At 63.9% G+C, this 22,988-nt stretch carries 21 protein-coding genes; 12 read left to right on the top strand and 9 right to left on the bottom strand.

Translation table 11 applies throughout. The annotated features are described in order from the left end of the window. Positions 1–25 precede the first annotated feature (25 nt). The 3 genes from NKH19_RS13935 (at position 26) to NKH19_RS13925 (ending at position 2,857) form a co-directional block, all read left to right on the top strand. Positions 26–775, top strand: a complete 750-nt coding sequence (locus NKH19_RS13935) for an electron transfer flavoprotein subunit beta/FixA family protein (RefSeq protein ID WP_352867864.1) — start codon at positions 26–28, stop codon at positions 773–775. 157 nt (positions 776–932) lie between these two features. Further along, a complete protein-coding gene (locus NKH19_RS13930; protein ID WP_352867866.1) occupies positions 933–1,862 on the top strand; it encodes an electron transfer flavoprotein subunit alpha/FixB family protein in 930 nt (309 codons plus the stop codon). 116 nt (positions 1,863–1,978) lie between these two features. Beyond that, positions 1,979–2,857, top strand: coding sequence for a 3-hydroxybutyryl-CoA dehydrogenase (locus tag NKH19_RS13925; protein ID WP_352867869.1), 879 nt, complete (start codon positions 1,979–1,981; stop codon positions 2,855–2,857). A 301-nt stretch (positions 2,858–3,158) separates the two neighbouring features. On the opposite strand, the gene NKH19_RS13920 is transcribed toward NKH19_RS13925, so the two are convergent. Continuing rightward, positions 3,159–3,797, bottom strand: coding sequence for an NrsF family protein (locus NKH19_RS13920; protein WP_352867871.1), 639 nt, complete (start codon positions 3,795–3,797; stop codon positions 3,159–3,161). A gap of 1 nt (position 3,798) precedes the next feature. Further along, the gene (locus NKH19_RS13915; RefSeq protein WP_352867873.1) at positions 3,799–4,350 is read right to left on the bottom strand and encodes a sigma-70 family RNA polymerase sigma factor; all 552 of its coding nucleotides are present in this window, start codon (positions 4,348–4,350) and stop codon (positions 3,799–3,801) included. Positions 4,351–4,553: 203 nt separating this feature from the next. Between NKH19_RS13915 and NKH19_RS13910 the strand changes: the two genes are divergently transcribed. The 3 genes from NKH19_RS13910 (at position 4,554) to NKH19_RS13900 (ending at position 8,395) form a co-directional block, all read left to right on the top strand. Next, positions 4,554–5,561: an iron ABC transporter substrate-binding protein gene (locus tag NKH19_RS13910; RefSeq protein WP_352867876.1), complete on the top strand. Its 1,008-nt coding sequence runs from the start codon at positions 4,554–4,556 to the stop codon at positions 5,559–5,561. 174 nt (positions 5,562–5,735) lie between these two features. Beyond that, on the top strand, positions 5,736–7,316 hold the full coding sequence (locus NKH19_RS13905) for an ABC transporter permease (protein WP_352867964.1): 1,581 nt from the start codon (positions 5,736–5,738) through the stop codon (positions 7,314–7,316). Continuing rightward, positions 7,313–8,395, top strand: coding sequence for an ABC transporter ATP-binding protein (locus NKH19_RS13900; protein ID WP_352867879.1), 1,083 nt, complete (start codon positions 7,313–7,315; stop codon positions 8,393–8,395). Before NKH19_RS13905 ends, NKH19_RS13900 begins: the two co-directional genes overlap by 4 nt. A 38-nt stretch (positions 8,396–8,433) precedes the next feature. Here NKH19_RS13900 and NKH19_RS13895 read toward each other — a convergent pair whose 3' ends face one another. The 5 genes from NKH19_RS13895 to NKH19_RS13875 all read right to left on the bottom strand — a co-directional run bounded on the left by NKH19_RS13895 (position 8,434) and on the right by NKH19_RS13875 (position 13,695). After that, positions 8,434–9,243, bottom strand: a complete 810-nt coding sequence (locus NKH19_RS13895) for a phosphodiesterase (RefSeq protein ID WP_352867966.1) — start codon at positions 9,241–9,243, stop codon at positions 8,434–8,436. 62 nt (positions 9,244–9,305) lie between these two features. Continuing rightward, entirely contained in the window at positions 9,306–10,406 is a 1,101-nt protein-coding gene (locus NKH19_RS13890) for a sn-glycerol-3-phosphate import ATP-binding protein UgpC (protein ID WP_352867882.1), read from the bottom strand. A gap of 18 nt (positions 10,407–10,424) precedes the next feature. Beyond that, on the bottom strand, positions 10,425–11,339 hold the full coding sequence (locus NKH19_RS13885; protein WP_352867885.1) for an ABC transporter permease subunit: 915 nt from the start codon (positions 11,337–11,339) through the stop codon (positions 10,425–10,427). Positions 11,340–11,346: 7 nt separating this feature from the next. After that, positions 11,347–12,231, bottom strand: a complete 885-nt coding sequence (locus NKH19_RS13880) for a carbohydrate ABC transporter permease (RefSeq protein ID WP_352867887.1) — start codon at positions 12,229–12,231, stop codon at positions 11,347–11,349. A gap of 111 nt (positions 12,232–12,342) precedes the next feature. Beyond that, complete coding sequence (locus tag NKH19_RS13875) at positions 12,343–13,695, bottom strand: extracellular solute-binding protein (RefSeq protein WP_352867890.1); 1,353 nt, start codon at positions 13,693–13,695, stop codon at positions 12,343–12,345. 244 nt (positions 13,696–13,939) lie between these two features. Between NKH19_RS13875 and NKH19_RS13870 the strand changes: the two genes are divergently transcribed. Beyond that, positions 13,940–14,980, top strand: coding sequence for an endonuclease/exonuclease/phosphatase family protein (locus NKH19_RS13870; protein WP_352867893.1), 1,041 nt, complete (start codon positions 13,940–13,942; stop codon positions 14,978–14,980). 64 nt (positions 14,981–15,044) lie between these two features. Here NKH19_RS13870 and tlpA read toward each other — a convergent pair whose 3' ends face one another. Then, on the bottom strand, positions 15,045–15,734 hold the full coding sequence (gene tlpA / locus NKH19_RS13865) for a thiol:disulfide interchange protein TlpA (protein ID WP_352867897.1): 690 nt from the start codon (positions 15,732–15,734) through the stop codon (positions 15,045–15,047). A 34-nt stretch (positions 15,735–15,768) separates the two neighbouring features. Between tlpA and argH the strand changes: the two genes are divergently transcribed. The 3 genes from argH to lysA all read left to right on the top strand — a co-directional run bounded on the left by argH (position 15,769) and on the right by lysA (position 18,834). Next, positions 15,769–17,169: an argininosuccinate lyase gene (argH, locus tag NKH19_RS13860; protein WP_352867899.1), complete on the top strand. Its 1,401-nt coding sequence runs from the start codon at positions 15,769–15,771 to the stop codon at positions 17,167–17,169. 117 nt (positions 17,170–17,286) lie between these two features. Next, positions 17,287–17,493: a lipoprotein gene (locus tag NKH19_RS13855; protein ID WP_352867902.1), complete on the top strand. Its 207-nt coding sequence runs from the start codon at positions 17,287–17,289 to the stop codon at positions 17,491–17,493. Between the two features lie 72 nt (positions 17,494–17,565). Next, positions 17,566–18,834: a diaminopimelate decarboxylase gene (gene lysA, locus NKH19_RS13850; protein ID WP_352867905.1), complete on the top strand. Its 1,269-nt coding sequence runs from the start codon at positions 17,566–17,568 to the stop codon at positions 18,832–18,834. Between the two features lie 32 nt (positions 18,835–18,866). On the opposite strand, the gene NKH19_RS13845 is transcribed toward lysA, so the two are convergent. Beyond that, the gene (locus NKH19_RS13845) at positions 18,867–19,169 is read right to left on the bottom strand and encodes an ArsR/SmtB family transcription factor (protein WP_352659115.1); all 303 of its coding nucleotides are present in this window, start codon (positions 19,167–19,169) and stop codon (positions 18,867–18,869) included. 50 nt (positions 19,170–19,219) lie between these two features. Here NKH19_RS13845 and NKH19_RS13840 point away from each other — a divergent pair, with 50 nt between their 5' ends. Together NKH19_RS13840 and NKH19_RS13835 are read left to right on the top strand one after the other, a co-directional pair. After that, positions 19,220–20,161, top strand: a complete 942-nt coding sequence (locus tag NKH19_RS13840; protein WP_352867908.1) for a threonine/serine dehydratase — start codon at positions 19,220–19,222, stop codon at positions 20,159–20,161. A 218-nt stretch (positions 20,162–20,379) separates the two neighbouring features. After that, positions 20,380–22,968 (top strand): TIGR02302 family protein, encoded by a 2,589-nt coding sequence (locus NKH19_RS13835; RefSeq protein WP_352867911.1) that lies wholly within the window; start codon positions 20,380–20,382, stop codon positions 22,966–22,968. The last annotated feature ends 20 nt before the right edge of the window (positions 22,969–22,988 follow it).

Here is a 22,988-nt window from a genome sequence, read left to right as displayed (position 1 = left end):
ACTAGCGTGAAGAGGTGACAGGCAAATGAAGATCCTTGTGCCCGTGAAGCGGGTTGTGGATGCGAACGTCAAGGTTCGCGTGAAAGCTGATGGTTCGGCGGTGGAACTCGCCAACGTCAAGATGGCGATGAACCCGTTCGACGAGATCGCGGTGGAAGAAGCGATCCGGCTGAAGGAAGCCGGCAAGGCGGAAGAGATCATCGTCGTTTCGATCGGCCCGCAGCAGGCGCAGGAAACCCTGCGCACCGCGCTCGCCATGGGCGCCGACCGCGCCATCCTGGTCAAGACCGACGAACAGACCGAGCCGCTCGGCGTCGCCAAGGTGCTGAAGGGCGTCGTCGACGCCGAACAGCCCGGCCTCGTCATCCTCGGCAAGCAGGCGATCGACGACGACAGCAACCAGACCGGCCAGATGCTGGCGGCGCTGCTGGGCTGGGCGCAGGGCACCTTCGCTTCCAAGATCGTGCTCGAGGGCGACAAGGCCAAGGTGACGCGCGAGGTCGACGGCGGCCTGCAGACGGTGGAACTGAAGATGCCGGCGATCGTCACCGCCGACCTTCGCCTCAACCAGCCGCGCTATGCCTCGCTGCCCAACATCATGAAGGCCAAGAAGAAGCAGCTCGACGAGAAGAGCCCGGCCGACTACGGCGCCGACGTCAAGCCGCGGCTGAAAGTCATCAGGACCGAGGAGCCGAGTGGCCGCAAGGCGGGCGTCAAGGTCAAGAGCGTCGCCGAGCTGATCGACAAGCTCAAGAACGAAGCCGGCGTGCTCTAGGAAATCCGATGAGGCCGGCCTGCAAACGGTCGGTTTCTCCGCTTCCGGTGCTCACGTACTGAAGTACGCTCCGCTCCGGTTCTCGAAACCAACCGTTTTCGACTCGGCCTGACCGGATTTCAGGGAGCCGCGAAAACGAAAGTCAGGAATATCATCAATGGCTATTCTTCTGATTGCAGAACACGACAACGCCACCCTTTCCGACCAGACCGCCAAGGCGCTGTCGGCGGCGCTGCGGATCGGTTCGGACGTGCATGTGCTGGTTGCCGGCAAGGGCGCCAAGCCGGCGGCCGACGCTGCCTCCAAGCTGAAGGGCGTGAGCAAGGTGCTCTTGGCCGAAGCCGACGAACTCGCCGAGCGCCTCGCCGAACCGACGGCGGCACTGGTTGTGTCGCTGGCGGGCGCCTACGACACCATCATCGCGCCGGCGACCTCGTCGGGCAAGAATGTCGCGCCACGCGTGGCTGCCCTGCTCGACGTCGCGCAGGTGTCCGAGATCATCGAAGTCGTCTCGCCCGACACCTTCAAGCGGCCGATCTATGCCGGCAACGCCATCCAGACGGTGCAGTCGACCGACGCCAAGAAGGTGATCACGGTCCGCACCGCCTCTTTCCAGGCCGCCCCCGAGGGCGGCTCGGCCTCCATCGAGACCGTCAAGGCCGCGGCCAATCCGGGCCTGTCCACCTTCGTCGAGAACAAGCTCTCGGAGACCGACCGTCCGGAGCTGACCTCGGCCAAGATCATCATCTCGGGCGGCCGCGCGCTGGGTTCGGCGGAGAAGTTCCAGGAAGTCATCCTGCCGGTCGCCGACAAGCTCGGTGCAGCCGTCGGCGCTTCCCGCGCCGCCGTCGATGCCGGCTATGCGCCGAACGACTGGCAGGTCGGCCAGACCGGCAAGGTCGTCGCCCCTGATCTCTACATCGCGGTGGGCATCTCCGGCGCCATCCAGCACCTTGCCGGCATGAAGGATTCGAAGGTCATCGTCGCCATCAACAAGGACGAGGAGGCGCCGATTTTCCAGGTTGCCGACTACGGCCTCGTCGGCGATCTCTTCGTCATTTTGCCGGAGCTGCAAAAGGCGCTTTGACGCTTTCTGCCAAAGCGTATTAAATGGTGAGGGTGGGGTAGACGAAGTCGCCCCGCCCTTTTAGTTTGCACCGCACAAAAAGCAGGCCGCAAAGGCCTTTTGACGGGATCGGTGTAATGAGCAAGATCGAGACGATCGGCATCATCGGCGCGGGCCAGATGGGCGGCGGCATCGCCCATGTCTCCGCGCTTTCGGGCTACAAGGTGCTGATCCACGATATATCCCCCGACCGCATCGAGAAGGGCATCGCCACCATCAGCGGCAACATGGCCCGGCAAGTGGGGTCCGGCAAGCTCGAGGAGAAGGTGCGCAACGACGCGATGGCGCGCATCTCTTCCGCGCCGGCGATGGCGGATCTTGCCGGCGCCGATCTGGTGATCGAGGCGGCGACCGAGGACGAGACGGTCAAGCGCAAGATCTACGCCCAGCTTTGTCCGCAGCTCAATCCCGAAGCTATCCTGGCGACCAACACCTCGTCGATCTCGATCACGCGGCTTGCCGCGCAGACCGACCGGCCGGAGCGGTTCATCGGCATACATTTCATGAACCCGGTGCCGCTGATGAAGCTGGTCGAGCTGGTGCGCGGCATCGCCACCGAGGACCAGACCTTCGAGGCGGCCAAGACCTATGTGAAGCAGCTCGATAAGACGATCACGGTCTCGGAGGATTTTCCGGCCTTCATCGTCAACCGCATCCTGCTGCCGATGATCAACGAAGCGATCTACACGCTCTATGAGGGTGTCGGCTCGGTCGATGCCATCGACACCGCCATGCGGCTCGGCGCCAACCATCCGATGGGGCCGCTGCAGTTGGCTGACTTCATCGGGCTCGATACCTGTCTGTCGATCATGCAGGTGCTGCATGACGGCCTGTCGGACTCGAAGTACCGCCCTTGCCCGCTGCTGGTGAAATATGTCGAAGCCGGGTGGCTCGGCCGCAAGACCGGGCGCGGCTTCTACGACTATCGCGGCGAGCATCCCGTTCCGACGCGCTGATCAAACCGCGTCAGCAGCAGACTCTTTTCGGGACCGGTTCTGATCAAGACGCCACGGCCAGTGGCGCGGGCGGTTCTTCCCGATCGGCCCTGCTTTCGCCGTCCGGCGCCAAGGAAACGCAGCCATGGCCGGCCGCCTCGCCGCAATTGGCGTTGATCGCAGCCAGCCCATGCTGGCGCCGATCACGTGAGTGCGGCCGTCCCAGGTGAAGTCCAGTCCATAGCGGTGCTGTCGCTAACCGACAAACGGTTGCCGGCATGATTAAGGATCGGCGAGCACGGATCGTGATCGCCGTGGCGCACTACCAGCGCACGAAGAATCGCCCGCCAAGCGCGCCAAGCAGCGCGAGCGCCGCGATCGCCAGCGAGTACCAGGTGGCGACGAAAAGCGGCGAGTCGTCGAAGCAGTGCGCGGCGTAGAAGGTCGCCGCGAGCCCGCCGGCGAGCAGGCCCGCAGCCGCGCCGGCAAGCACCGGCCGTGTCGGTGCGCCATAGCGCAGCATCCACAGGAAAATGGCAAGCGGACCGATGCCGATCAAAGGGATGAATGCCATGCAGATCATCATGTTGGAGCCGACCATCCTTGTGCCCCACAGCGCCTCCGGCACCATGAAAAGCTCCAGAACCACCGCCACGGCTATCAACACCGGCGCAGCGGCCATCCAGGCCATTGCCCGGCCCGTCGAGGCTCCCGGCGTCGACAAGGCGCGGACCAGGGCAAAGGCACTGACGGCAAGCACGATGGTGAAGACGAATTTGGAAAGAAAGCGTATCGTGTGGGCGGCCGCCATGAAGTCCGGGCGCGGACCGATGGTCAGCAGGAAAACGACGGCCGCGATCACCGCGGCCGCACCGGCGGCCACCCACCAGGCCGATTGCAACGGCATCGCCTTGCTCCGGGCATCGGCATCCAGCGCCTTGATGAGATCGTCCGTCCTCATGTCATTCCCGCCCGAATCGCCCCTGCCCGAACCGCTTGGCTATCGCGGCAAGTCCCCGATGCAGCGACACACGCACCGCCGTCTCGCTGATACCGAACTTTGCCGCCGTCTCTCCAATGGAGCGGCCTTCCACCGAAACGGCTGAGACCACCGAGCGCTGTGCCGGCGACAGGCCGTCCAAAGCCCGGGTGATGTCGCGCTCGCTGACGGTTTCCGTTTCCGGCTCGGCGAACGTCTCGGCGATATCGTCGACATCGATCTCGATGCGCCGTCCACGCCGCCGGAACGCGTCGATGAGCTTGAAGCGGGCGATTGCATAGATCCACGGCAACACCGGCGCATCCTGGCGCCAGGTATGTCGTTTCACATGAATGGCCAGCAAGGTTTCCTGCACGACATCCTCGGGATCGACCCCGCCCCGCACGATCTTGCGCCTGACAAAACCGCGCACCAGCGCGGCAATCCGGTGCAGAAAGTCGGCATAGGCCCTTTCATCTCCCGCGATCGCGGCCCGCATCAGCCGGGAAAGCTCGGCCTCGTCCTTGCCGCTCACAAGAGTTCACTCCCCCGATTTTCGCGTCTCGGCGCTGATTTGTTACGTGGCCGGCGAAATAATGTCCAAGCCAAACTAGCGGCAAATCACGAAAGTTTGCAGGCGCTCGATCAAAATCAGCAAAGCAATGTTGACTATCCTGGTCAGGTATCGATAGGTGCGGCCCTGAAAGACCGAAGACCCCGGAGATCGAGGACAGTGACATGAAATACGCTCTTTCCACCCTCGTCGGCGCCACCGTGCTGGCAATCACCCTGCTCGCCGGTCCGGCCATGGCGGAGGATGATGGCATCATTGTCTACAATGCGCAGCACGAGAGCCTGACCAAGGCATGGGCCGAAGGCTTCACCAAGGAGACCGGCATCAAGGTCACCGTGCGCAATGGCGGCGACAGCGATTTCTCGAACCAGATCGTCGCCGAGGGCGCTGCTTCGCCCGCGGACGTGTTCCTGACGGAAAACTCGCCGGCCATGGTGCTGGTCGAAAATGCCGGCCTGTTCGCGCCGGTCGAAGCCGACACACTGGCCCAGGTTCCTCAGGACTATCAGCCGGCCAGCGGCAAATGGGTCGGCGTCGCGGCGCGCAGCACGGTGTTTGCTTATAACAAGACCAAGCTGACCGCCGACCAGCTGCCCAAGTCGATGCTTGACCTCGCCGATCCGAGTTGGAAGGGCCGTTGGGCGGCCTCCCCCTCGGGCGCCGATTTTCAGGCCATCGTCAGTGCGCTGCTTCAGCTCAAGGGCGAGGCCGCCACGGCGGACTGGCTGAAAGCGATGAAGACCAATTTCACTGCCTACAAGGGCAACAGCACGGTGATGAAGGCGGTCAACGCCGGCGAAATCGAAGGCGGCGTGATTTACCATTATTACTATTTCGGCGATCAGGCCAAGACCGGCGAAAACAGCAAGAATGTCGAGCTGCATTATTTCAAGAACCAGGATCCGGGCGCGTTCGTCTCGATTTCCGGCGGCGGTGTGCTGGCTTCGAGCAAGCATCCGAAGGAAGCCCAGGCCTTCCTGAAATGGGTGACCGGCAAGGGCGGCCAGGACGTGCTGAAGACCGGCGATTCCTTCGAATACGCGGTCGGCAAGGGTGCGGAGTCCAACCCGAAGCTGGTGCCGCTCGCCGATCTGCAGGCGCCGAAAGTCGATACCACGACGCTGAACTCCAAGAAGGTCACCGACCTGATGACGGCAGCCGGCTTGCTTTAGTTGCCATTCCTCCTAAAAGGACAACCGACCACGCTCCCGCGGGAATTCGCCTTCCGCGGGAGTGATTTTGCTTTTCGAGATGGCATTCGTCGATGACGACACGCTGTGTTCCCGACCGCGATCGCGGTCCTTCAATTGCTGCCGCTGGACGGCAACGGCGCGGCGTCTGACCTGATGCAGTCTGCGGTCGATCTCGCGCGCTCGGGCCTGCCTTCGGGCACAGGCCGAAGGGCTCGGCGACGCGCACCGCTTTGGCTGGTCATCGCCGCCGTCTTCGTTGCGCTGCTGGCGCTGCTGCCGCTTGCCTTCATCATCTGGATCGCGGTGCGGACCGGCTGGGAAACCGTCTCGGCGCTGGTCTTCCGGCCACGTGTCGGCGAGCTTCTGGTCAATACTATCCTGCTGGTCGCGCTCTGCGTGCCGATCACCATCGTGCTGTCGGTTGCCCTGGCCTGGCTGACCGAGCGCAGCGACTTGCCGGGCGCCCGGTTCTGGGCCTGGCTGTGCGTGGCGCCGCTCGCCATCCCCGCTTTCGTGCACAGCTATGCCTGGATCACCATGGTGCCAGGACTGCACGGCCTGTGGGCCGGCGTCCTGATTTCCGTGATCGCCTATTTCCCGTTCCTGTATCTGCCGGTGTCGGCGGCGTTGCGCCGTCTCGATCCCGCTCTCGAGGACGCCGCCGCCGCACTCGGCCTTGGGCCCCGGCGCGTGTTCTGGCGTGTCGTGCTGCCGCAATTGCGGCTGGCCATCTGCGGCGGTTCGCTGCTGGTCGGGCTGCATCTGCTGGCCGAGTACGGCCTCTATGTCTTCATCCGCTTCGACACCTTCACCACGGCGATCGTCGACCAATTCCAGTCGACCTTCAACGGCCCGGCCGCCAACATGCTGGCCGGCGTGCTGGTGAGCTGCTGCTTCGTGCTGCTCGGCCTCGAAGTGCTGGTGCGCGGCGAGGAGCGCTATGCCCGCGTCGGCTCCGGCGCCGCGCGCTATCAGCAGCGCACAAGCCTCGGACGGGCCACCGTCCCTTGCCTCGCCTTGCTTGTCGTCACCACGCTGCTGGCGCTTGGCGTGCCGTTCGTCACCATCGGCGGCTGGCTTGCCGCCGGCGGCGCGGCTGTCTGGCGCTTCGACGAGATCGGGCTGGCGCTTGGCCAAACGCTGTTCCTGGCGCTCGCCGGCGCATTGCTCGCCACGGTCGCCGCCATGCCGATGGCCTGGATCTCGATCCGAGCGCCGGGGCCATTGCAGCGTCTGCTGGAGGGCTGCAACTACATCGTCGGCTCGTTGCCGGGGGTCGTCATCGCACTGGCGCTGGTCACCATCACGGTGCGCATCGCGCTTCCGCTCTACCAGACCCTGTTCACCATCCTGATGGCCTATGCGCTGATGTTCCTGCCGCGCGCTCTGGTCAGCCTGCGGGCCTCGATCGCGCAGGCGCCGGTCGAACTCGAACGCGCCGCTTCCAGCCTCGGACGGCCCCCGCTGCAGGCGCTGTGGTCGACCACGATCCGCCTGTCGGCGCCAGGTGCCGCGGCCGGCATGGCGCTGGTGGCGCTCGGCATCATGAACGAACTGACCGCCACCCAGATGCTGGCGCCGAACGGCACCCGCACGCTGGCGATGGCGTTCTGGTCCTACAGCGGCGAGATTGATTATGCCTCCGCGGCCCCTTACGCCTTCATCATGGTGGCCATGTCGCTTCCCTTGACCTGGCTGCTTTACGTCCAGTCGAAACGGATGGCCGGACGATGAGCTTTCTCGAAATCAGCGGCCTGCACAAGCATTACGGCCCGGTGGCGGCGCTTGCCGGCGTCGACCTGAGCGTCGCCAGTGGCAGCCGCACGGCAATCGTCGGCCCGTCCGGCTGCGGCAAGACGACCCTGCTGCGGCTGATCGCCGGCTTCGAGGCCCCGGACCAGGGCCGCATCACGCTCGACGGCGAGGTGCTGGCCAATGGCGGCGCGGCGGTGCCGGCATATCGCCGCGGGATCGGCGTGGTGGCGCAGGATGGCGCCCTGTTCCCGCATCTGACCATTGGCGACAATATCGGCTTCGGCATGGCCCGCAGCGAAGACAAGCGCACCGAGCGCATCGTCGAGCTCGCCTATATCGTCGGGCTCGACAAGGCGATCCTCAAACGCCGCCCGCACGAGCTCTCCGGCGGCCAGCAGCAGCGTGTGGCACTGGCCCGCGCCATGGCGATGAAGCCGAGACTGATGCTTCTCGACGAGCCGTTCTCGGCGCTCGATACTGGCCTGCGCGCCTCGATGCGCAAGGCGGTGGCCGAGCTTCTGGAAACCGCTGGCATCACCACCATCCTGGTGACGCACGACCAGGCCGAGGCGCTGTCCTTCGCCAGTCAGGTCGCGGTGATGCGCGACGGCAAGTTCTCGCAGATCGGTACGCCGCGCGAACTCTATTTCAAGCCGAAGGACAGGATGATCGCCGAGTTCCTCGGCGACGCCATCATCCTGCCGGCAAAGATATCGGGCGGCTTCGCCAATTCTCCACTCGGCCGCATCGCGGTCGACACCAACGACAGCCGCGACATTGCCCGCATCATGCTGCGGCCGGAGCAGATCGCGCTGAAAAGAACGTCGCGCGAGGGCATGTCGGGCACTTCGGACATGCTGTTCGGCGAAGTGACGGAATCGGAATTCGCCGGCTCGATGTGCACGATCGCGGTGCGGCTCTTGAACAATGCCGATCCGCCCGATGCGGCCGCGATCGGCAACACGCCGCTGGTGCTGCGCAAACCGGGCATGGACGCGCCGGCGGTCGGCGAGATCGTCCGGCTGACCGTATCGGGAAAGGCGCATGTCTTCACCTGAACGGTCGAAAGCTTTTCGGCGCTGCGCCTCAATCCGACTCACACGGTGATGCGTTCGCCGGTCTCGCCGGAATAGATCGGCCACTGTTCGAGAAAATCGCAGCCGTGCACGACCACGTGCTCGTTGGCGCTGTCGACGAGGACGACCGCGTAGGAGGGCGGCGCTTGCTCGACAATCTCGCTCGATCGGTCGAGGGCAAGTTCGAACCTGGCATGCAGGCCGCGCTGCGCCGAGAACGGAATGCCGGCGACCGTGCCTGCGATGTCGCGATGGACGTGGCCGAAGAAGATGTGGCGGACGTTACCATGACCCCGAAGCAGGCCCAGCAACCGTTCGGGTTGCTCAAGGGCGAGCGGATCGAGTTGCGGCAGGCCGAGCGTGACCGGCGGATGATGCATGAAGACATAGGCGGGCCGGCCTGCCGCTTCTTCGAGCCGGGCTTCCAACCAGGCAAACCGCTTGTCGCACAATTCGCCTTCGACACGGCCCTCCGCCAGGCAATCGAGGAACAGCAGCACCTCGTCGGCTGTTTGGCGAGCCGACTGCACGAAGCCGTTCTCGTCGACCGGAATTTCAGGAAACGCCGCAACAAGATTGGCCCGCCGGTCATGGTTTCCCGGAAGCAGTTGAAAGGGCACCGACAGCTCGCTCAGAGAGGCGCGGAGATCGGCATAGCTTTCGGGCGCGCCGGTCTCGGTCAGGTCGCCGGTGAAGACGCAAAGCGCGGCATCGGCATGATGCGCATTGATGTGCGCGATGCATGAAGCCAGCCGCTGATGCAGGTCGGCGCCATAGCGGCGCTCGCCTTGCCGGCCAAGATGGACATCGGTGACCTGGATAATCTTCATTGCGGGCTTCTTCGGCTTGCCGGTGGTGCCGGTCCAGTCATCGGCGACAATGGCTTCAGAAATCAAAGTGCCGGTTCCGGCACCGAAGCCTTGAAGACCTCGAGACGGGTTCCCGCATCCGACGAGAAGAAATGCAGATCGTCGGGCGAAAACCGCAGACCCACCGCGCTGCCGGGTTCCGGGTGGACGGCCTCCGAGGTCATGACGGAAAACGGCGCGCCGTCTAGATCGACATAGATGACGCGGCCCGCGCCCAGTTCCTCGATCAGGTCGACGGTCGCATTGAGCGCGCCTGCGGTGCCCGGCGCCACCAGCCGCACGGCTTCCGGCCGGATACCGACCGCCACCTGCGTGCCGACCGCCAGGCCGGCGCGCGGAACGGCAAGATGCCGGCTGCCGGCGAGCAGCGAGACCCCGTCGAGGTCCACTGTGCCTTCAAGAATGTTCATGGCCGGCGCACCGACGAAGGTGGCGACGAAACGGCTGGCCGGACGGCTGTAGATCTGGGCTGGCGTGCCGACCTGTTCGACGCGCCCGCCATTCATCACCACCAGCCGGTCGGCAAGCGTCATCGCCTCGACCTGGTCATGGGTTACGAAGACAGACGTCGCTTTCAGCCGGCGATGCAGCTTGCGGATCTCCGAGCGCATCTGGACGCGCAGTTTCGCGTCAAGATTGGACAGCGGTTCGTCAAAGAGAAAAACCTTGGGCTCGCGGATCATCGCCCGGCCCATGGCGACGCGCTGCCTCTGGCCGCCGGACAACGCCATCGGCTTGCGGTCGAGCAGATGTTCGAGCTCCAGCGTGCGGGCGACCGCCTGGATGCGCAGCTGGCGCTCGGCGGCGGCAACGCCCGCGACCTTGAGCGAATAGCCGATGTTCTGCGCTACGCTCATATGCGGATAGAGCGCGTAGTTCTGGAACACCATGGCGCAGCCGCGCTCACGCGGCTCCAAATTGTTGACCACGGTGTCATCGATAGCGATCTCGCCGCCGGATATGTCCTCCAGTCCCGCGATCATCCGAAGCAGCGTGGACTTTCCGCAGCCTGATGGCCCGAGGATGACGACGAATTCGCCCGATGCGATGTCGAGGTCGACGCCATGCACGACCTGCATTTTGGCGTAGCTTTTCTTGACGTCGCGAATGGTGATGGAGGCCATCTTTCGTCTCCTTTCAGGTCACTTTTCGGTGGCGATCAGGCCGCGCACGAACCAGCGCTGCATGGCCACGACAACGATCAGCGGCGGCAACATGACGATAAGCGTTCCGGCCATGGCGATGTTCCATTCCGGAATGCCGCCGACATTGGGGATGAGCTGCTTGAGTTCCGTGACCGCCGTCGCATGCGACTGGTCGGTGGTGATCAGCAACGGCCACAGATACTGGTTCCACGCCCACAGGAACATGATGGTCCCAAGCGCGGCCATGTTGTTGCGCGACAGCGGCAGCAGGATGTCGATGAAGAAACGCAGCGCGCCGGCGCCGTCCATGCGCGCGGCCTCGGTCAGTTCATCCGGAACGGTGAGGAAGAACTGCCGGTACAGGAAGGTCCCGGTGGCGGTCGCGACCAGCGGCAGGATCAGGCCGGTATAGGAATTGAGAAGGCCGAGGTTGAGCGAAACCTGGACGCCCGATACCTTCTCGATCAGCCAGCTGATTCCGGTCAGGTCGAGGATGGTCTGATAGGGCGACAGCACATTGGCGACGACCGCGTAGGTCGGCACGATGCGCACTTCCAGCGGCAGCATCAGCGTCACGAAGATCAGCCAGAATATGAAGGTGCGGCCGGGATAGCGGAAATAGACGATCGAGAAGGCGGTGAGCGCCGATATGATCACTTTGCCCGCCGCGACGCCGACGGCCATGATGAAACTGTTCAGAAGCTTGGGGCCGAGGTCGGCCGTCGTCCAGGCCGTCTTGATGTTCAGCCAGAAGTCGCTGCCCGGCAGCAGCGACATCGGTACGTCGTTGACATCCCCGAGATTGTGCGACGCCGCGATGGCGACGATCACGAACGGCGCGACGCACAAGACGAAGCCGATGAACAGGATCAGATGCGTGAAGAAATTGAGGAAGGGGGTGCGCTCTACCATATCGGCATCACCTGTAGTGCACGCGCCGCTCGATGAAGCGGAACTGGAAAATGGTCAGCACGACGATGAGCACCATCAGGATGATGCTCTGCGCGGCGGCGCCCGAATAATCGAGGCCTTTGAAGCCGTCGGAATAGATCTTGTAGACCATCAGATTGGTGGCGTTCGCAGGGCCGCCGGCGGTCATGATGTCAACGATGCCGAAGGAATCCTGGAAGCTCTCGGTGATGTTGATGACCAGCAGGAAGAAGATCGTCGGCGTGATCAGCGGGAACTGGATGTCACAGAAGCGCCTGACGACGCCGGAGCCGTCCATTGCGGCTGCCTCTATCAGCGAACGCGGAATGGCCTGGAACGCGGCGAGGAAGAAGATGAAGTTGTAGCCGACATACTTCCAGGAAAAGGCGATGATGATCGAGGCCATGGCATCTGTGCCGTCAAGGCCGGGATCCCAGAAGCCGGGCCAGACCTGGTTGACGACGGCCATGAAGCCGGCTTCCGGCGCAAGGATGAAGCGGAACGCCATTGCCAGCGCCGGCGCCGCGATGCCGTAAGGCCAGATCAGCACCACGCGATAGAAACGCGATCCGGCAAGTTGCCGATCGGTCAAGGCGGCCAGCACGAGGCCAATGAACATCGCAAGCCCGGTGCTGACGGCGGCAAAGACAACACTGGCGATGATCGAGTTCCAGTAGTCGGTATTGGAGAGGATCGAGCGGAAATTATCGAGCCCGACCCAGATGTTGCCGCCGCCCCAAGGCTGCTGCAGCGTCAGCGACCAGTACACGGCCTGACCGGCGGGCCAGTAGAAGAAGGTGAAGATCAAGAGGAGCTGAGGCACCGCGAAAAGGATGCCGATCGTCCAGCTGCCAAAGGTAACGCGTTTTTCCATCGGTCCGCCGATGCCGCTCAACGGCCAGTCACGTGTGCATTAGATACGCGAAACACCCGCCCGTCGACTCAAGCATGAGGCTCGACGGGCGGCCTGAAAATCGCCTGTGGGTCAGGGCAGGGTCTTGCCCGGATAGGTCTGCTGGAAGCGGTCGAGGATGGCGTCGCCATTCTTGACCAGCGTGTCGAGGCCTTCCTGGACACTGACCTTGTTGGCGAAGATCGCCTGCATCTGGGTGCCGAACTCGGCGCGGATCTGGGTGAAATTGCCCAGCCGCACGCCGCGGGTGATTTCGGTCGGCTCGGACGCGGTCAGGCTGGCGATCGCGACTTCGCGGCCCTTGTAGGGCGCCTTGTCGTAGAAGCCGGTGGACTTCATGTAGTCGAAGCCCGACTTGGTCACCGGGATGTAGCCGGTGTTGGTCGACCAGAACAGGGCGGTCTTGGGGTCATGGATGAAGTTGAGGAACGCGGCCGCGCCCTTGTATTCGGCATCCGACTTGCCGGAGAGAACCCAAAGCGAAGCGCCGCCGACGAGTGAATTCTTGCGCTCGGTGCCGGCATAGACGGGCAATTCGGCGACATCCCAGTTCATGCCTGCCTTCTGCGTCTTGCCGACCGTGCCGTGGTCGCCGACCGAAGTCATGATGACCTGGCAGGTGCCGGAGGCGAAGGCCTGGACCATGTCCTGGCCGAGGTCCTTCGACTTGATCTTGATCAGGCCGGCATCATACCACTTCCTTAGGTCGGTCACGTATTGGACGAACTTGGTCTTGTTGACTTCCAGACGCGCGTCGAGGCCGTCATAGCCATTGTTCCTGGTGGCGATCGGCTGATTGTGGATGGCCGAGAACTGCTCCATCAGCTGCCAGCTTTCGTTGGCCGAGATATTGATCGCCATCGGGCATTCATAGCCGGCGTCCTTCATTGCCTGAAGATCGGTGCCAACGTCTTCCCAGGTCTTCGGCGCTTCGGTCTTGCCAATCTTGGCGAAGGCGTCCTTGTTCCAGTACATCAGCGCGGTCGAGGAATTGAACGGGAAGGACAGCATCTCGCCCTTCGAGGTCGCGTAGTAGCGGGCGATGCCGGGGAAATAGTCGGCGTAGTCGATCTTGTAGCCGTTTTCTTCCATCAGCTTGTCGGCCGGCTTGTAGGCGCCCGACAGCATCATGGTGGCAGTGCCGACATCATAGACCTGGACGACGGCCGGCTGCTTGCCGGCGCGGAAGGCGGCGATCGTGTTCTGCAGCGTGGCGTCGTAGTTGCCCTGGCTGGTGCAGACGACTTCATAGTCGGCCTGCGAGGCGTTGAAGTTCTTGCACAGAGTGTCGACGACGCGGGCAAGGTCGCCCGAAAGGCCGAACCAGAAATCGAATTTCACCGGCTCTGCGACGGCGGGCATGGCAAGCGCGATGCTGAGCGCGCCTACGGCAAGGGCGGCAAAGCCCCGCTTGATGATGGTCATGATTTCTTCCCTCTTGAGTGGCTGTTGACAAGGGTCTTGCGCAAGTCCTTGCCCGCTCTCTTAGAGAAGGTATGTGACAGTTCTGCTGTGGCCCCTCAGGCCTGTGGACAGCCTGTCTCTCCTCCCTCCAGCGGTTGCGCCGGCATGAAAATGTCATGCCGGCGCTCTAGGTAGCTAGGGCGGCTGTCAAGGACGTAAAGACCTGAAGAGCAGTCATGATTATCCGGCTAAAGGGATGAATGAAATGCTGGTGCCACAGCTGACACATGTTCCACTCGCCGAGCGCCAGGCCATGCGCGACGGTCCCCGTGATAGCGCCACCCATCTTCGTTTGGCCGGCGCCACACCGGCACTTGGCCAGATCGAGATCGGCGGTAAGGCTTCACGCGAAGGCACGGGCGAAACGCTCACCGTCGTGGCCTGGAACGTCGAACGGCTGCGCCATGGCGATGCCATCGCGGCAACGCTTGCCGACCAGTCACCGGATGTCGTGCTGCTGTCCGAGGTCGACGAAGGCATGGCGCGCTCAGGCAACGGCCATCCCTTGCGCGCCCTTGCCGACCGTCTCGGTCATGCCTTCGCCTATGGCGTCGAATTCGTCGAGCTCGGCGGCGGCAATGAGACTGAGCAGGCTGCAACCGGCGCCGTCCAGAATACGGAAGGCTTCCACGGCAATGCCGTGACCAGCGCCATCCCGCTGCTTCGCCCTTTCCTGGTCCGCCTCGACGCGGCTGGCGGCTGGTTCCTGCCGGAGCGGGGCCAGCCGCGAATCGGCGGGCGCATGGCCATCGGTGGCCAGGTGCGGATCGGCGACCGCAGGGTGACGGTCGTCTCGGTGCATCTGGAAAACCGCACCGATCCCGCCGGCCGGGCCATCCAGGTCAGCCATCTTCTCGATGCCATCGACAGATATGATCCAGAGGCGCCGGTGCTGCTCGGCGGCGACTTCAACACGCTGACATCGAGCCATGAGGACCGCCACGACGATCCCGACGCCTGGGCGGCGCGCATCGCGGCCGAGCCTGATCGGCTGATCGATGTCGAACGCCATGAACCGCTGTTCGCGGTCTTCGCCGGGCGCGGTTACGACTGGAAGGCCGCCAACAGGCTCGACCTGCCCACGCAGCGGCGCGAGTTCGGCGATCCTACCCCGACCGGCCACATCGACTGGTTCTTCACGCGCGGCCTTGTCGCAACAGCCCCCGCCGTCCTTCCGGCTGTGCTGGCGGACGGCAGCCCGAGCTCCGATCATGAAGCAATTGTCGTGACGGTTCGCATCGCCTGACTAGCGCGGCCAGCCGGCTACACCAGAGAAGTAGTCAGTCGCCCTTCTCCGGAAAAACCCGACGCTAGAAGCTTTCGGGCTTGAGCGCCGTCTCGACCAGTCTCCTGGCGTCCGGTCCCGACCATTCGGCCGGGCCGTTCATATGGGCGAGCAGGCAGCCCTCGCCGTCGATCAGCATGGTGACGGGAAGGCCGAGCGCGAGGCCGCGCTTCTTAAGGTCATTGAACAGCGCCATCGTCGAATCCCGGTAATAGCCGAGCGTCGTGACGCCGGTATCGCTGAGGAATTTCTTCGGCTTCACATCGTCGCCGGCATCGACATTGACGGCGACCACCTGAAAGGCATCGCTGCCCATTTCCTTCTGCAGCGCATCAAGCGCCGGCATTTCGGCGCGGCACGGCGCGCACCATGTCGCCCACAAATTAAGCAGCACCGTCTTGCCGGCATGGTCGGCAAGCGTCATCAGCTTGCCGTCCGGACCGTTAAAGGCGAGGCTTTTCAAGGATTGCGGCGGATCGGCCGGCAACAGTGCAGCGACCTGACCGGTGGCCGAGGCCGCGACCTTCTTGGCGCGATCGCTCTTGGCGGCGCAGGCGACATCGTCCTTGCTGTCGCCGACGACAGCTTGTGCCGGTGCATTGTTGCCAGACCGGCTCTCGCTGACATATACCGCGACCGCGCCGGCCAGCGCGCCCGCCACCAAGGCGGCGAGGATCAGGCGCGAGGCCGGGAAGAATCTATTGCCGTCTGCCATTTTCTCAAACTGCTCCGAAGCACGGGTTATAGCCATGAGCGACAAGAAAACCAGCAACCAGATGTGGGGCGGACGTTTTGCCTCGGGTCCGGCCGCGATCATGGAAGCGATCAACGCGTCGATCTCCTTCGACCGCAAACTCTATGCGCAGGACATCAAAGGCTCGATCGCCCATAGCGAGATGCTGGCGCAAACGGGCATTATTTCGGCGGCCGATCAAGAAAAAATCGCTCACGGGCTGAACACGATCCTGAAAGAGATCGAGGCCGGCAGCTTCGAGTTCTCGACCCGGCTGGAAGACATCCACATGAATATCGAGGCGCGCCTTGCCGACCTGATCGGTCCGGCGGCCGGCCGGCTGCACACCGCCCGCTCGCGCAACGATCAGGTGGCGGTCGACTTGAGACTGTGGGTCAAGGATGAGTGCTTTCGTGTCGCCGAGGCGTTGAAAGGGCTGATCAAGGCACTGCTGGAGCGGGCCGAGGAGCATGCGGCGACGGTGATGCCGGGCTTTACCCATATGCAGGCGGCCCAACCGGTGACCTTCGGCCATCACTGCATGGCCTATGTCGAAATGTTTTCGCGCGACCTGTCGCGTGCGCGCGATGCAATCGAGCGGATGGACGAAAGCCCGCTCGGTGCCGCGGCCCTCGCCGGCACCAGTTTCCCGATCGACCGCCACCGGACCGCCAAGGCGCTCGGCTTCCGTGAGCCGATGCGCAATTCGCTCGACAGCGTTTCGGACCGCGATTTCGCGCTGGAGTTCCTCGGCATGGCGGCGATCTGCGCCACGCATCTGTCGCGACTGGCCGAGGAGATCATCATCTGGTCGACGCCGCAGTTCGGCTTCGTCAGGCTGTCGGACTCGTTTTCCACCGGCTCCTCGATCATGCCGCAGAAGAAGAACCCAGATGCGGCCGAATTGGTGCGCGGCAAGACAGGCCGCGTCACCGGCCATCTGGTCGGCCTGCTGACGGTGATGAAAGGGATGCCTTTGACCTATGGCAAGGACATGCAGGAAGACAAGGAATCGGTGTTCGATGCCGCCGAGACGCTGGACCTGATGCTGGCCGCGATGACCGGCATGGTTTCGGACATGACGGTCAACGCGGCCGCGATGAAGAAGGCCGCCGGCGCGGGTCACGCGACAGCGACCGATCTTGCCGACTGGCTGGTGCGCACGCTCGGCCTGCCGTTCCGCGAGGCGCATCATGTCACCGGCCGGGCGGTGGCTCTGGCCGAAGAGAAGAAGGTCGGGCTGGAGAAGCTTTCGCTGGAGGATCTGCAGTCGATCGATCCCGCCATCACGGCGGACATATTTTCGGTGCTGGCGGTGCAGAACTCGGTCAAGAGCCGCACCAGTTTCGGCGGCACCGCGCCGTCGGAAGTGAGGAAACAGATCCGCACCTGGAAAAAGCGACTGGCGAAAGCGTGATTCCGGCTGCTGCGACCAGCAATATCCCTGATATTGCGACCAGCAATATCCGGGGTGCAATACGCCGAGAACTCGGCTAAAAGCGGCGGCTGGCAAACGTTTCGGACGGATGGATCGATGACCGGAAGCAGGATTTGGGTGACTCTGACGCTTCTGGCGGCGATCGCGGCCGTTTCGGCCTGCGGCAGGAGGGGCGGTCTCGACACGCCCTATGAGGCAGCCGTGCAAGCGCGCAAGGATGCCTCGAAGGCGCACCAGCCAGTACCGCCGGAGCCGGAAAAACCGGTCGAGGACAAGAAGTTCATCCTCGACCCGCTGATCTAGAGCAGCCATGCGACTGGGTTTTGGTCCTTCTAAACCCGATCTCATCGTGCTCCAACTTCCGGAACCACTCTCGTGAACCATTTCGACTACCGCGACGGCGTGCTCCATGCCGAGGACGTGGCGATCCCCGATATCGCCGCGCAGGTCGGCACGCCGTTCTACTGCTATTCGACGGCCACGTTGACCAGGCACTACCGGGTGTTCGCGCAGGCCTTTGCCGGGCTCGAAACGCTGGTCTGCTACGCCATGAAGGCCAATTCCAACCAAGCCGTTCTGCGGACGCTGGCGAAGCTCGGTGCCGGCGCCGACGTGGTTTCGGAAGGGGAGTTGCGCCGGGCGCTGGCCGCCGGCATCCCGGCAAGCAAGATCCTGTTTTCGGGCGTCGGCAAGACCGCACGGGAAATGGACTTTGCCCTTGCCGCCGGCATCCTCTGTTTCAACGTTGAATCCGAGCCTGAACTCGAGCTCCTGTCGGCGCGAGCCGTGGCGCTCGGCAAGGTGGCGCCGATCTCGCTGCGCATCAATCCCGATGTCGACGCCAGGACCCACAAGAAGATTTCCACCGGCAAGGCCGAGAACAAGTTCGGCGTTCCGTGGCAAAAGGCGCGTCAGGTCTATGCCCGCGCGGCAAAGCTTCCCGGCATCAAGATCACCGGCATCGACACCCATATCGGCAGCCAGATCACCGAGCTGCAGCCTTTCGACGACGCCTTCGCCCTGCTTGTCGATCTGGTCGGCGCGTTGCGAACTGACGGCCATGTCATCGAGCATATCGATCTCGGCGGAGGCCTCGGCATTCCCTACCGCATCGACAACAATCCGCCGCCCCTCCCCGATGCTTATGCCCAGATCGTCAGGAAGCATGTCGGCAAGCTCGGATTGAAGGTGATGTTCGAGCCGGGCCGGCTGATATCAGGCAATGCCGGGATCCTCGTCTCGGAAGTGATCTTCGTGAAGGAAGGCGACGCCAAGAACTTCCTGGTCGTCGACGCCGCCATGAACGATCTCATCCGACCGACGCTCTACGATGCTTTCCACGACATCCGTCCGGTCGTGCAGCCGCCGGCCGACGCGCCGCGCATGATGGTCGACGTTGTCGGCCCGGTCTGCGAGACCGGCGATTATATCGGCCTCGACCGCGATCTGCCCAGGCTGAAGTCCGGCGACCTGATTGCCGTCTTCACCGCCGGCGCCTATGGCGCGGTGCAGGCAGGCACCTACAACACCCGCCTGCTGGTGCCGGAAGTTCTGGTCGACGGGGACCGCTTCCACGTCGTGCGTCCGCGCCTGTCCTATGACGACCTGATCGGGCTGGATTCCGTACCCGATTGGCTCGCATAGAGGCCACATCGTCTCGAACGCCGACGGTAGCGCTATAGCCGGTTCTGGATGAGCGCCCTTGTTTCGGCGATCCTATCCTCGTCGCGGCGATAGAATGTCCATTGCTTGATGCGCCTGGCACGCAACAAGCCGGCTTGGGTGAGCACGCGCATATGCTCGCTGAGCGTCGCCTGTGTGATGCCGAGCTTCTCGGCGATCAGCAGCGCGCAGACGCCGTCCTCGACCAGATCGCCATCCGCCTGGGGTGGGAAATGCGCGCGCGGATCCTTCAGCCAGTCGAGTATCTGCAGCCTGCGTTCGTTGGCAATCGCCTTGAAGACATCGACCTCTTGCATTTAGCCATTTTGCCAAGTTACTAATTACTGTCAATCCCGAGGAGACGTCGATGACGAACGGCAACACTGTCACACGCGAGCGCATTGCCGCGATGGAACCGCGCATCCGTCCCTATGTGCGCCACACACCGGTGCTGCGCGTCGACATGGCCGACTTCGACCGGCCGCCGCTGGCGATCGACCTGAAGCTCGAATGCCTGCAGCATTCCGGCTCGTTCAAGGCGCGCGGCGCCTTCACCAATCTCCTGGAACGGCCGGTTCCCGAGGCCGGTGTCGTCGCCGCGTCGGGCGGCAACCATGGTGCTGCCGTCGCCTATGCCGCCATGCGGCTTGGCCACAAGGCGACCATTTTCGTGCCCGAAGTGAGCCCGCCGGCCAAGCTCGAGCGGATCCGCTCCTACGGCGCCGATCTGATCGTCGGCGGCGCCCGCTATGCCGAGGCACTGGCCGCCAGCGAACGGTTCGCCGAGGAAACCGGCGCCTTGCAGATCCATGCCTTCAACCAGCAGGAGACGCTGATCGGCCAGGGCACGCTTGGGCTGGAAATCGAGAGCGATTTGCCTGAGATCGACACATTGCTGGTCGCCGTCGGCGGCGGCGGCCTGATCGGCGGCATCGCTGCCTGGTTTGCCGGCCGCATCCGCATCATCGCCGTCGAGCCGGAAGGGGCACCAACGCTTTACCGCGCCTTTGAGGCCGGACACCCCGTCGATGCGCCGGCCGAGGGCATCGCCGCCGATTCGCTGGCGCCAAAGCGTGTCGGCGAGATGATGTTCCCGATCGCCGAGGCCTTTGTCGAACGCTCGATCCTGGTCAGCGACGACGACATCATCGCCGCGCAAAAGGCGTTGTGGAACCGGGTTCGCATCATTTCCGAGCCGGGTGGCGCCGCCGCCTTTGCCGCGATCCTGTCCGGCCGCTATTCGCCAGCGCCGGGCGAACGCGTCGCCGTGCTGGTCTGCGGGGCAAATGCGAACCCGGCAACCTTCTGACTGCAGCATGGAACTATAATAGCGGCCTTCACGTTTTTCCAAACCGCCTCGCCTTTGCCGTGTTTGCTGGTATTCTTCGAGTCGTGAGGCTTGGGCTATCCTGCCCGCCCACAGCATGATCCCGAAAAGTGGAATCCGGTTTTTGGGATAGATCATGCTCAAGAGATAGAGCCCCATGCCTGTTTTTTCGGGATGGAATAGGGCTCGAGGAAGGGCCGATGACGCGACGACCCACCTTCAGCAGCAATCGCGGCCTGGCCGGGCGCCTAGCCTTGAGCCGGCTGGCGACGCGGGTCTCGATGATGGTCGAGCGCGGCTGGCCGTTGCTGCTTCCGCTCGTCATCGTCGCCAGCCTGTTCCTCAGCGCCTCCTGGCTCGGCCTCTTCTCCCGGCTGCCGGATATGGCGCGCATCGGCCTTGTCGCCGCCTTCGCCATCGCGGCACTGGCCGCGCTCTATCCCCTGCGCTTCTTCCGCCTGCCGGGCGCCGCCGAAATCGACCGCCGCATCGAGGCGGCCAATCAATTGCTGCACAGCCCGGTGCTGGTGCAGACCGACCGGCCTAGCGGTAGGGAAAGCAGCTTCTCGCAAGCGCTCTGGCGCGAGCACCAGAAGCGCATGGCCGGAAAGCTCGACAGCCTCGGCGCCGACCTGCCGCGCACACGGGTGCCGGAGCGCGACCCCTGGGGACTGCGCACGGTGGCGGCACTTTTGCTCGTTACCGCCTTCGCCTTCTCCTTCGGGCCGACGGGCGGCAGAGTCAGCGACGGGTTCAATGCCCGTGGCGCGCAGGATACCGTGCCGCCGCGCATCGACGCCTGGGTGACGCCACCGGCCTACACCGGCAAGCCGCCGATCTTCCTGACCGCCGACGCCAACCAGGCGACGCCGACCTTCACCGTTCCCGAAGGCAGCGATGTGTCGTTGCGCGTGACCGGCGGTTCGGGCGAGGAAACGCTTGCCTACGCCGACAAGAGTGGCAATTCCCGCGCCATCGAGCCGGCCGGTCCGCAGGCCGCCACAGCCAAGCCAGCGGCAAGCCCGGCGACGCCGTCCAAGATACGCCAGTTCACCGGCAAGCTGACCGGCGACGGCACGCTGACGCTGACATCGGGCGAGGATCAGCTCGGCCGCTGGGCCTTCGCGGTCATAACCGACAAGCCGCCGCGGATCCGCTTCGTCGGCGAGCCGAAGCGGGCCGCCAACGGCGCCTTCGAACTCAACTACCAGATCGACGACGACTATGGCGCCGCCACCGCCAAGACGGTGTTCACGCTCGCCGATCCGCAGGCACCGAATGCGCATCCGCTCTATGGTCCGCCTGAAATGCCGCTTTCGCTGCCGCGACGCGGCGGCAAGTCGAATGCGGCCAAGACCTCCAAGGACCTGACCGAGCATGTCTGGGCCGGCAGCAACATCAAGCTGACGCTGGTTGCCACCGACGATGCCGGGCACACCGCATCAAGCGAAACCAAGACGCTGATGATGCCGGAGCGGCCGTTCGCCAATCCGCTGGCGCGAGCCGTGATCGAGCAGCGCCGCCTGCTCGCGCTCGACGCCAATGCCAAGCCGCGCGTGCTCGACCTGATGGACGCCATTACGCTGCGGCCGGAAGACACGTTCGACAACATGTCCCACTACCTCGCCATCATGAGCGCCCGCAGCCGGTTGAAGATGGCCGACAGCGACGATCAATTGCGCAGCGAGGTCTCCTATCTCTGGGAAATCGCGCTCGGCATTGAGGAAGGCAATCTCTCGGCCGCGGAAAAGCGGCTGCGCCAGGCACAGCAGGCATTGCAGGACGCCATCAAGAATGGCGCCAGCGACGCCGAAATCGAAAAGGCGATGAAGGAACTGCGCGAGGCGATGAACCAGTTCCTGCAGGAATTCGCGGAGCGCGCCAAGCAGAATCCCAGCGCCCCGCAGATGCAGCAGAATGGCCAGGAACTGCGCCAAAGCGATATCGACCGCATGATGGATCAGATCGAGAATCTGGCGAAGTCGGGCGACCGCGACAAGGCGCAGCAATTGCTGTCGCAACTGCAGGACATGATGAACAATCTGCAGGCCGGCCGTCAGCAGCAAGGCGGCCAGCAGGATAGCGAGATGCGCCAGCAGATGGACAAGCTCGGCGATATCCTGCGCCGCCAGCAGGAGATGATGAACGACACCTTCCGCATGGACCAGATGCAGCGCGGCGAACGCCAGCGCGGACAGAACCGCGACGAACAGCTCGGCCAGGACGAGCAACAAGGTCAATCAGGCGAAAACGGCAAGCCGAACGAGGGCGGCCAGCCGAAGCCGATGACGCCGCAGGAATTCGCCGATGCGCTGAAGCAGCTGCAGCAGGGTCAGGGCCAGCTGAAAAGCGACCTCGAGCAGTTGAAGAAGGGGCTCGAGGGCATGGGCATGGAGCCCAATGAAGGATTTGGCGAGGCCGGCAAATCCATGGGCAATGCCGAACAGGCGCTCGGCGAGGGCGAAGGCGATGAGGCCGTCGGCCATCAGGGCCGGGCGCTGGAAGCGCTCCGCAAGGGCGCCAAGGACATGATGAAGCAGATGCAGGCCATGCAGGGCGACCAGAGCGGCAGCGAACAAGGCGGCCGCCAGCAGAATGCCGATCGTGACCCGCTCGGCCGGCCACGCGCCAGCCAGGGGCCCGATTTCGGCGATTCGGTGAAGGTGCCCGACGAGATCGATGTGCAGCGCGCCCGTCAGATTCTGGAAGCGATCCGCAAGCGGCTCGGCAACGCGCTGAGTCCCGACATCGAACGCAGCTATCTGGAACGGCTGCTCGAGCTGAAATAGAGCAATTCCAGGAAAAGTGT

The sequence above is a fragment of the Mesorhizobium sp. M1338 genome (genome assembly GCF_040318045.1).
GTDB lineage: Bacteria > Pseudomonadota > Alphaproteobacteria > Rhizobiales > Rhizobiaceae > Mesorhizobium.
Note: the sequence above shows the minus strand (reverse complement) of the source record. Positions and strands in the feature narration are given on the sequence as shown.

Excerpts from the sequence above, each read along its gene's own strand:
- NKH19_RS13935 (WP_352867864.1), top strand. The coding sequence starts at position 26 with ATGAAGATCCTTGTGCCCGTGAAGCGGGTTGTGGATGCGAACGTCAAG.
- NKH19_RS13930 (WP_352867866.1), top strand. The coding sequence starts at position 933 with ATGGCTATTCTTCTGATTGCAGAACACGACAACGCCACCCTTTCCGAC.
- NKH19_RS13925 (WP_352867869.1), top strand. The coding sequence starts at position 1,979 with ATGAGCAAGATCGAGACGATCGGCATCATCGGCGCGGGCCAGATGGGC.
- NKH19_RS13920 (WP_352867871.1), bottom strand. The coding sequence starts at position 3,797 with ATGAGGACGGACGATCTCATCAAGGCGCTGGATGCCGATGCCCGGAGC.
- NKH19_RS13910 (WP_352867876.1), top strand. The coding sequence starts at position 4,554 with ATGAAATACGCTCTTTCCACCCTCGTCGGCGCCACCGTGCTGGCAATC.
- NKH19_RS13905 (WP_352867964.1), top strand. The coding sequence starts at position 5,736 with ATGCAGTCTGCGGTCGATCTCGCGCGCTCGGGCCTGCCTTCGGGCACA.
- NKH19_RS13900 (WP_352867879.1), top strand. The coding sequence starts at position 7,313 with ATGAGCTTTCTCGAAATCAGCGGCCTGCACAAGCATTACGGCCCGGTG.
- NKH19_RS13895 (WP_352867966.1), bottom strand. The coding sequence starts at position 9,243 with ATGAAGATTATCCAGGTCACCGATGTCCATCTTGGCCGGCAAGGCGAG.
- NKH19_RS13890 (WP_352867882.1), bottom strand. The coding sequence starts at position 10,406 with ATGGCCTCCATCACCATTCGCGACGTCAAGAAAAGCTACGCCAAAATG.
- NKH19_RS13885 (WP_352867885.1), bottom strand. The coding sequence starts at position 11,339 with ATGGTAGAGCGCACCCCCTTCCTCAATTTCTTCACGCATCTGATCCTG.
- NKH19_RS13880 (WP_352867887.1), bottom strand. The coding sequence starts at position 12,231 with ATGGAAAAACGCGTTACCTTTGGCAGCTGGACGATCGGCATCCTTTTC.
- NKH19_RS13875 (WP_352867890.1), bottom strand. The coding sequence starts at position 13,695 with ATGACCATCATCAAGCGGGGCTTTGCCGCCCTTGCCGTAGGCGCGCTC.
- NKH19_RS13870 (WP_352867893.1), top strand. The coding sequence starts at position 13,940 with ATGCTGGTGCCACAGCTGACACATGTTCCACTCGCCGAGCGCCAGGCC.
- tlpA (WP_352867897.1), bottom strand. The coding sequence starts at position 15,734 with ATGGCAGACGGCAATAGATTCTTCCCGGCCTCGCGCCTGATCCTCGCC.
- argH (WP_352867899.1), top strand. The coding sequence starts at position 15,769 with ATGAGCGACAAGAAAACCAGCAACCAGATGTGGGGCGGACGTTTTGCC.
- NKH19_RS13855 (WP_352867902.1), top strand. The coding sequence starts at position 17,287 with ATGACCGGAAGCAGGATTTGGGTGACTCTGACGCTTCTGGCGGCGATC.
- NKH19_RS13845 (WP_352659115.1), bottom strand. The coding sequence starts at position 19,169 with ATGCAAGAGGTCGATGTCTTCAAGGCGATTGCCAACGAACGCAGGCTG.
- NKH19_RS13840 (WP_352867908.1), top strand. The coding sequence starts at position 19,220 with ATGACGAACGGCAACACTGTCACACGCGAGCGCATTGCCGCGATGGAA.
- NKH19_RS13835 (WP_352867911.1), top strand. The coding sequence starts at position 20,380 with ATGACGCGACGACCCACCTTCAGCAGCAATCGCGGCCTGGCCGGGCGC.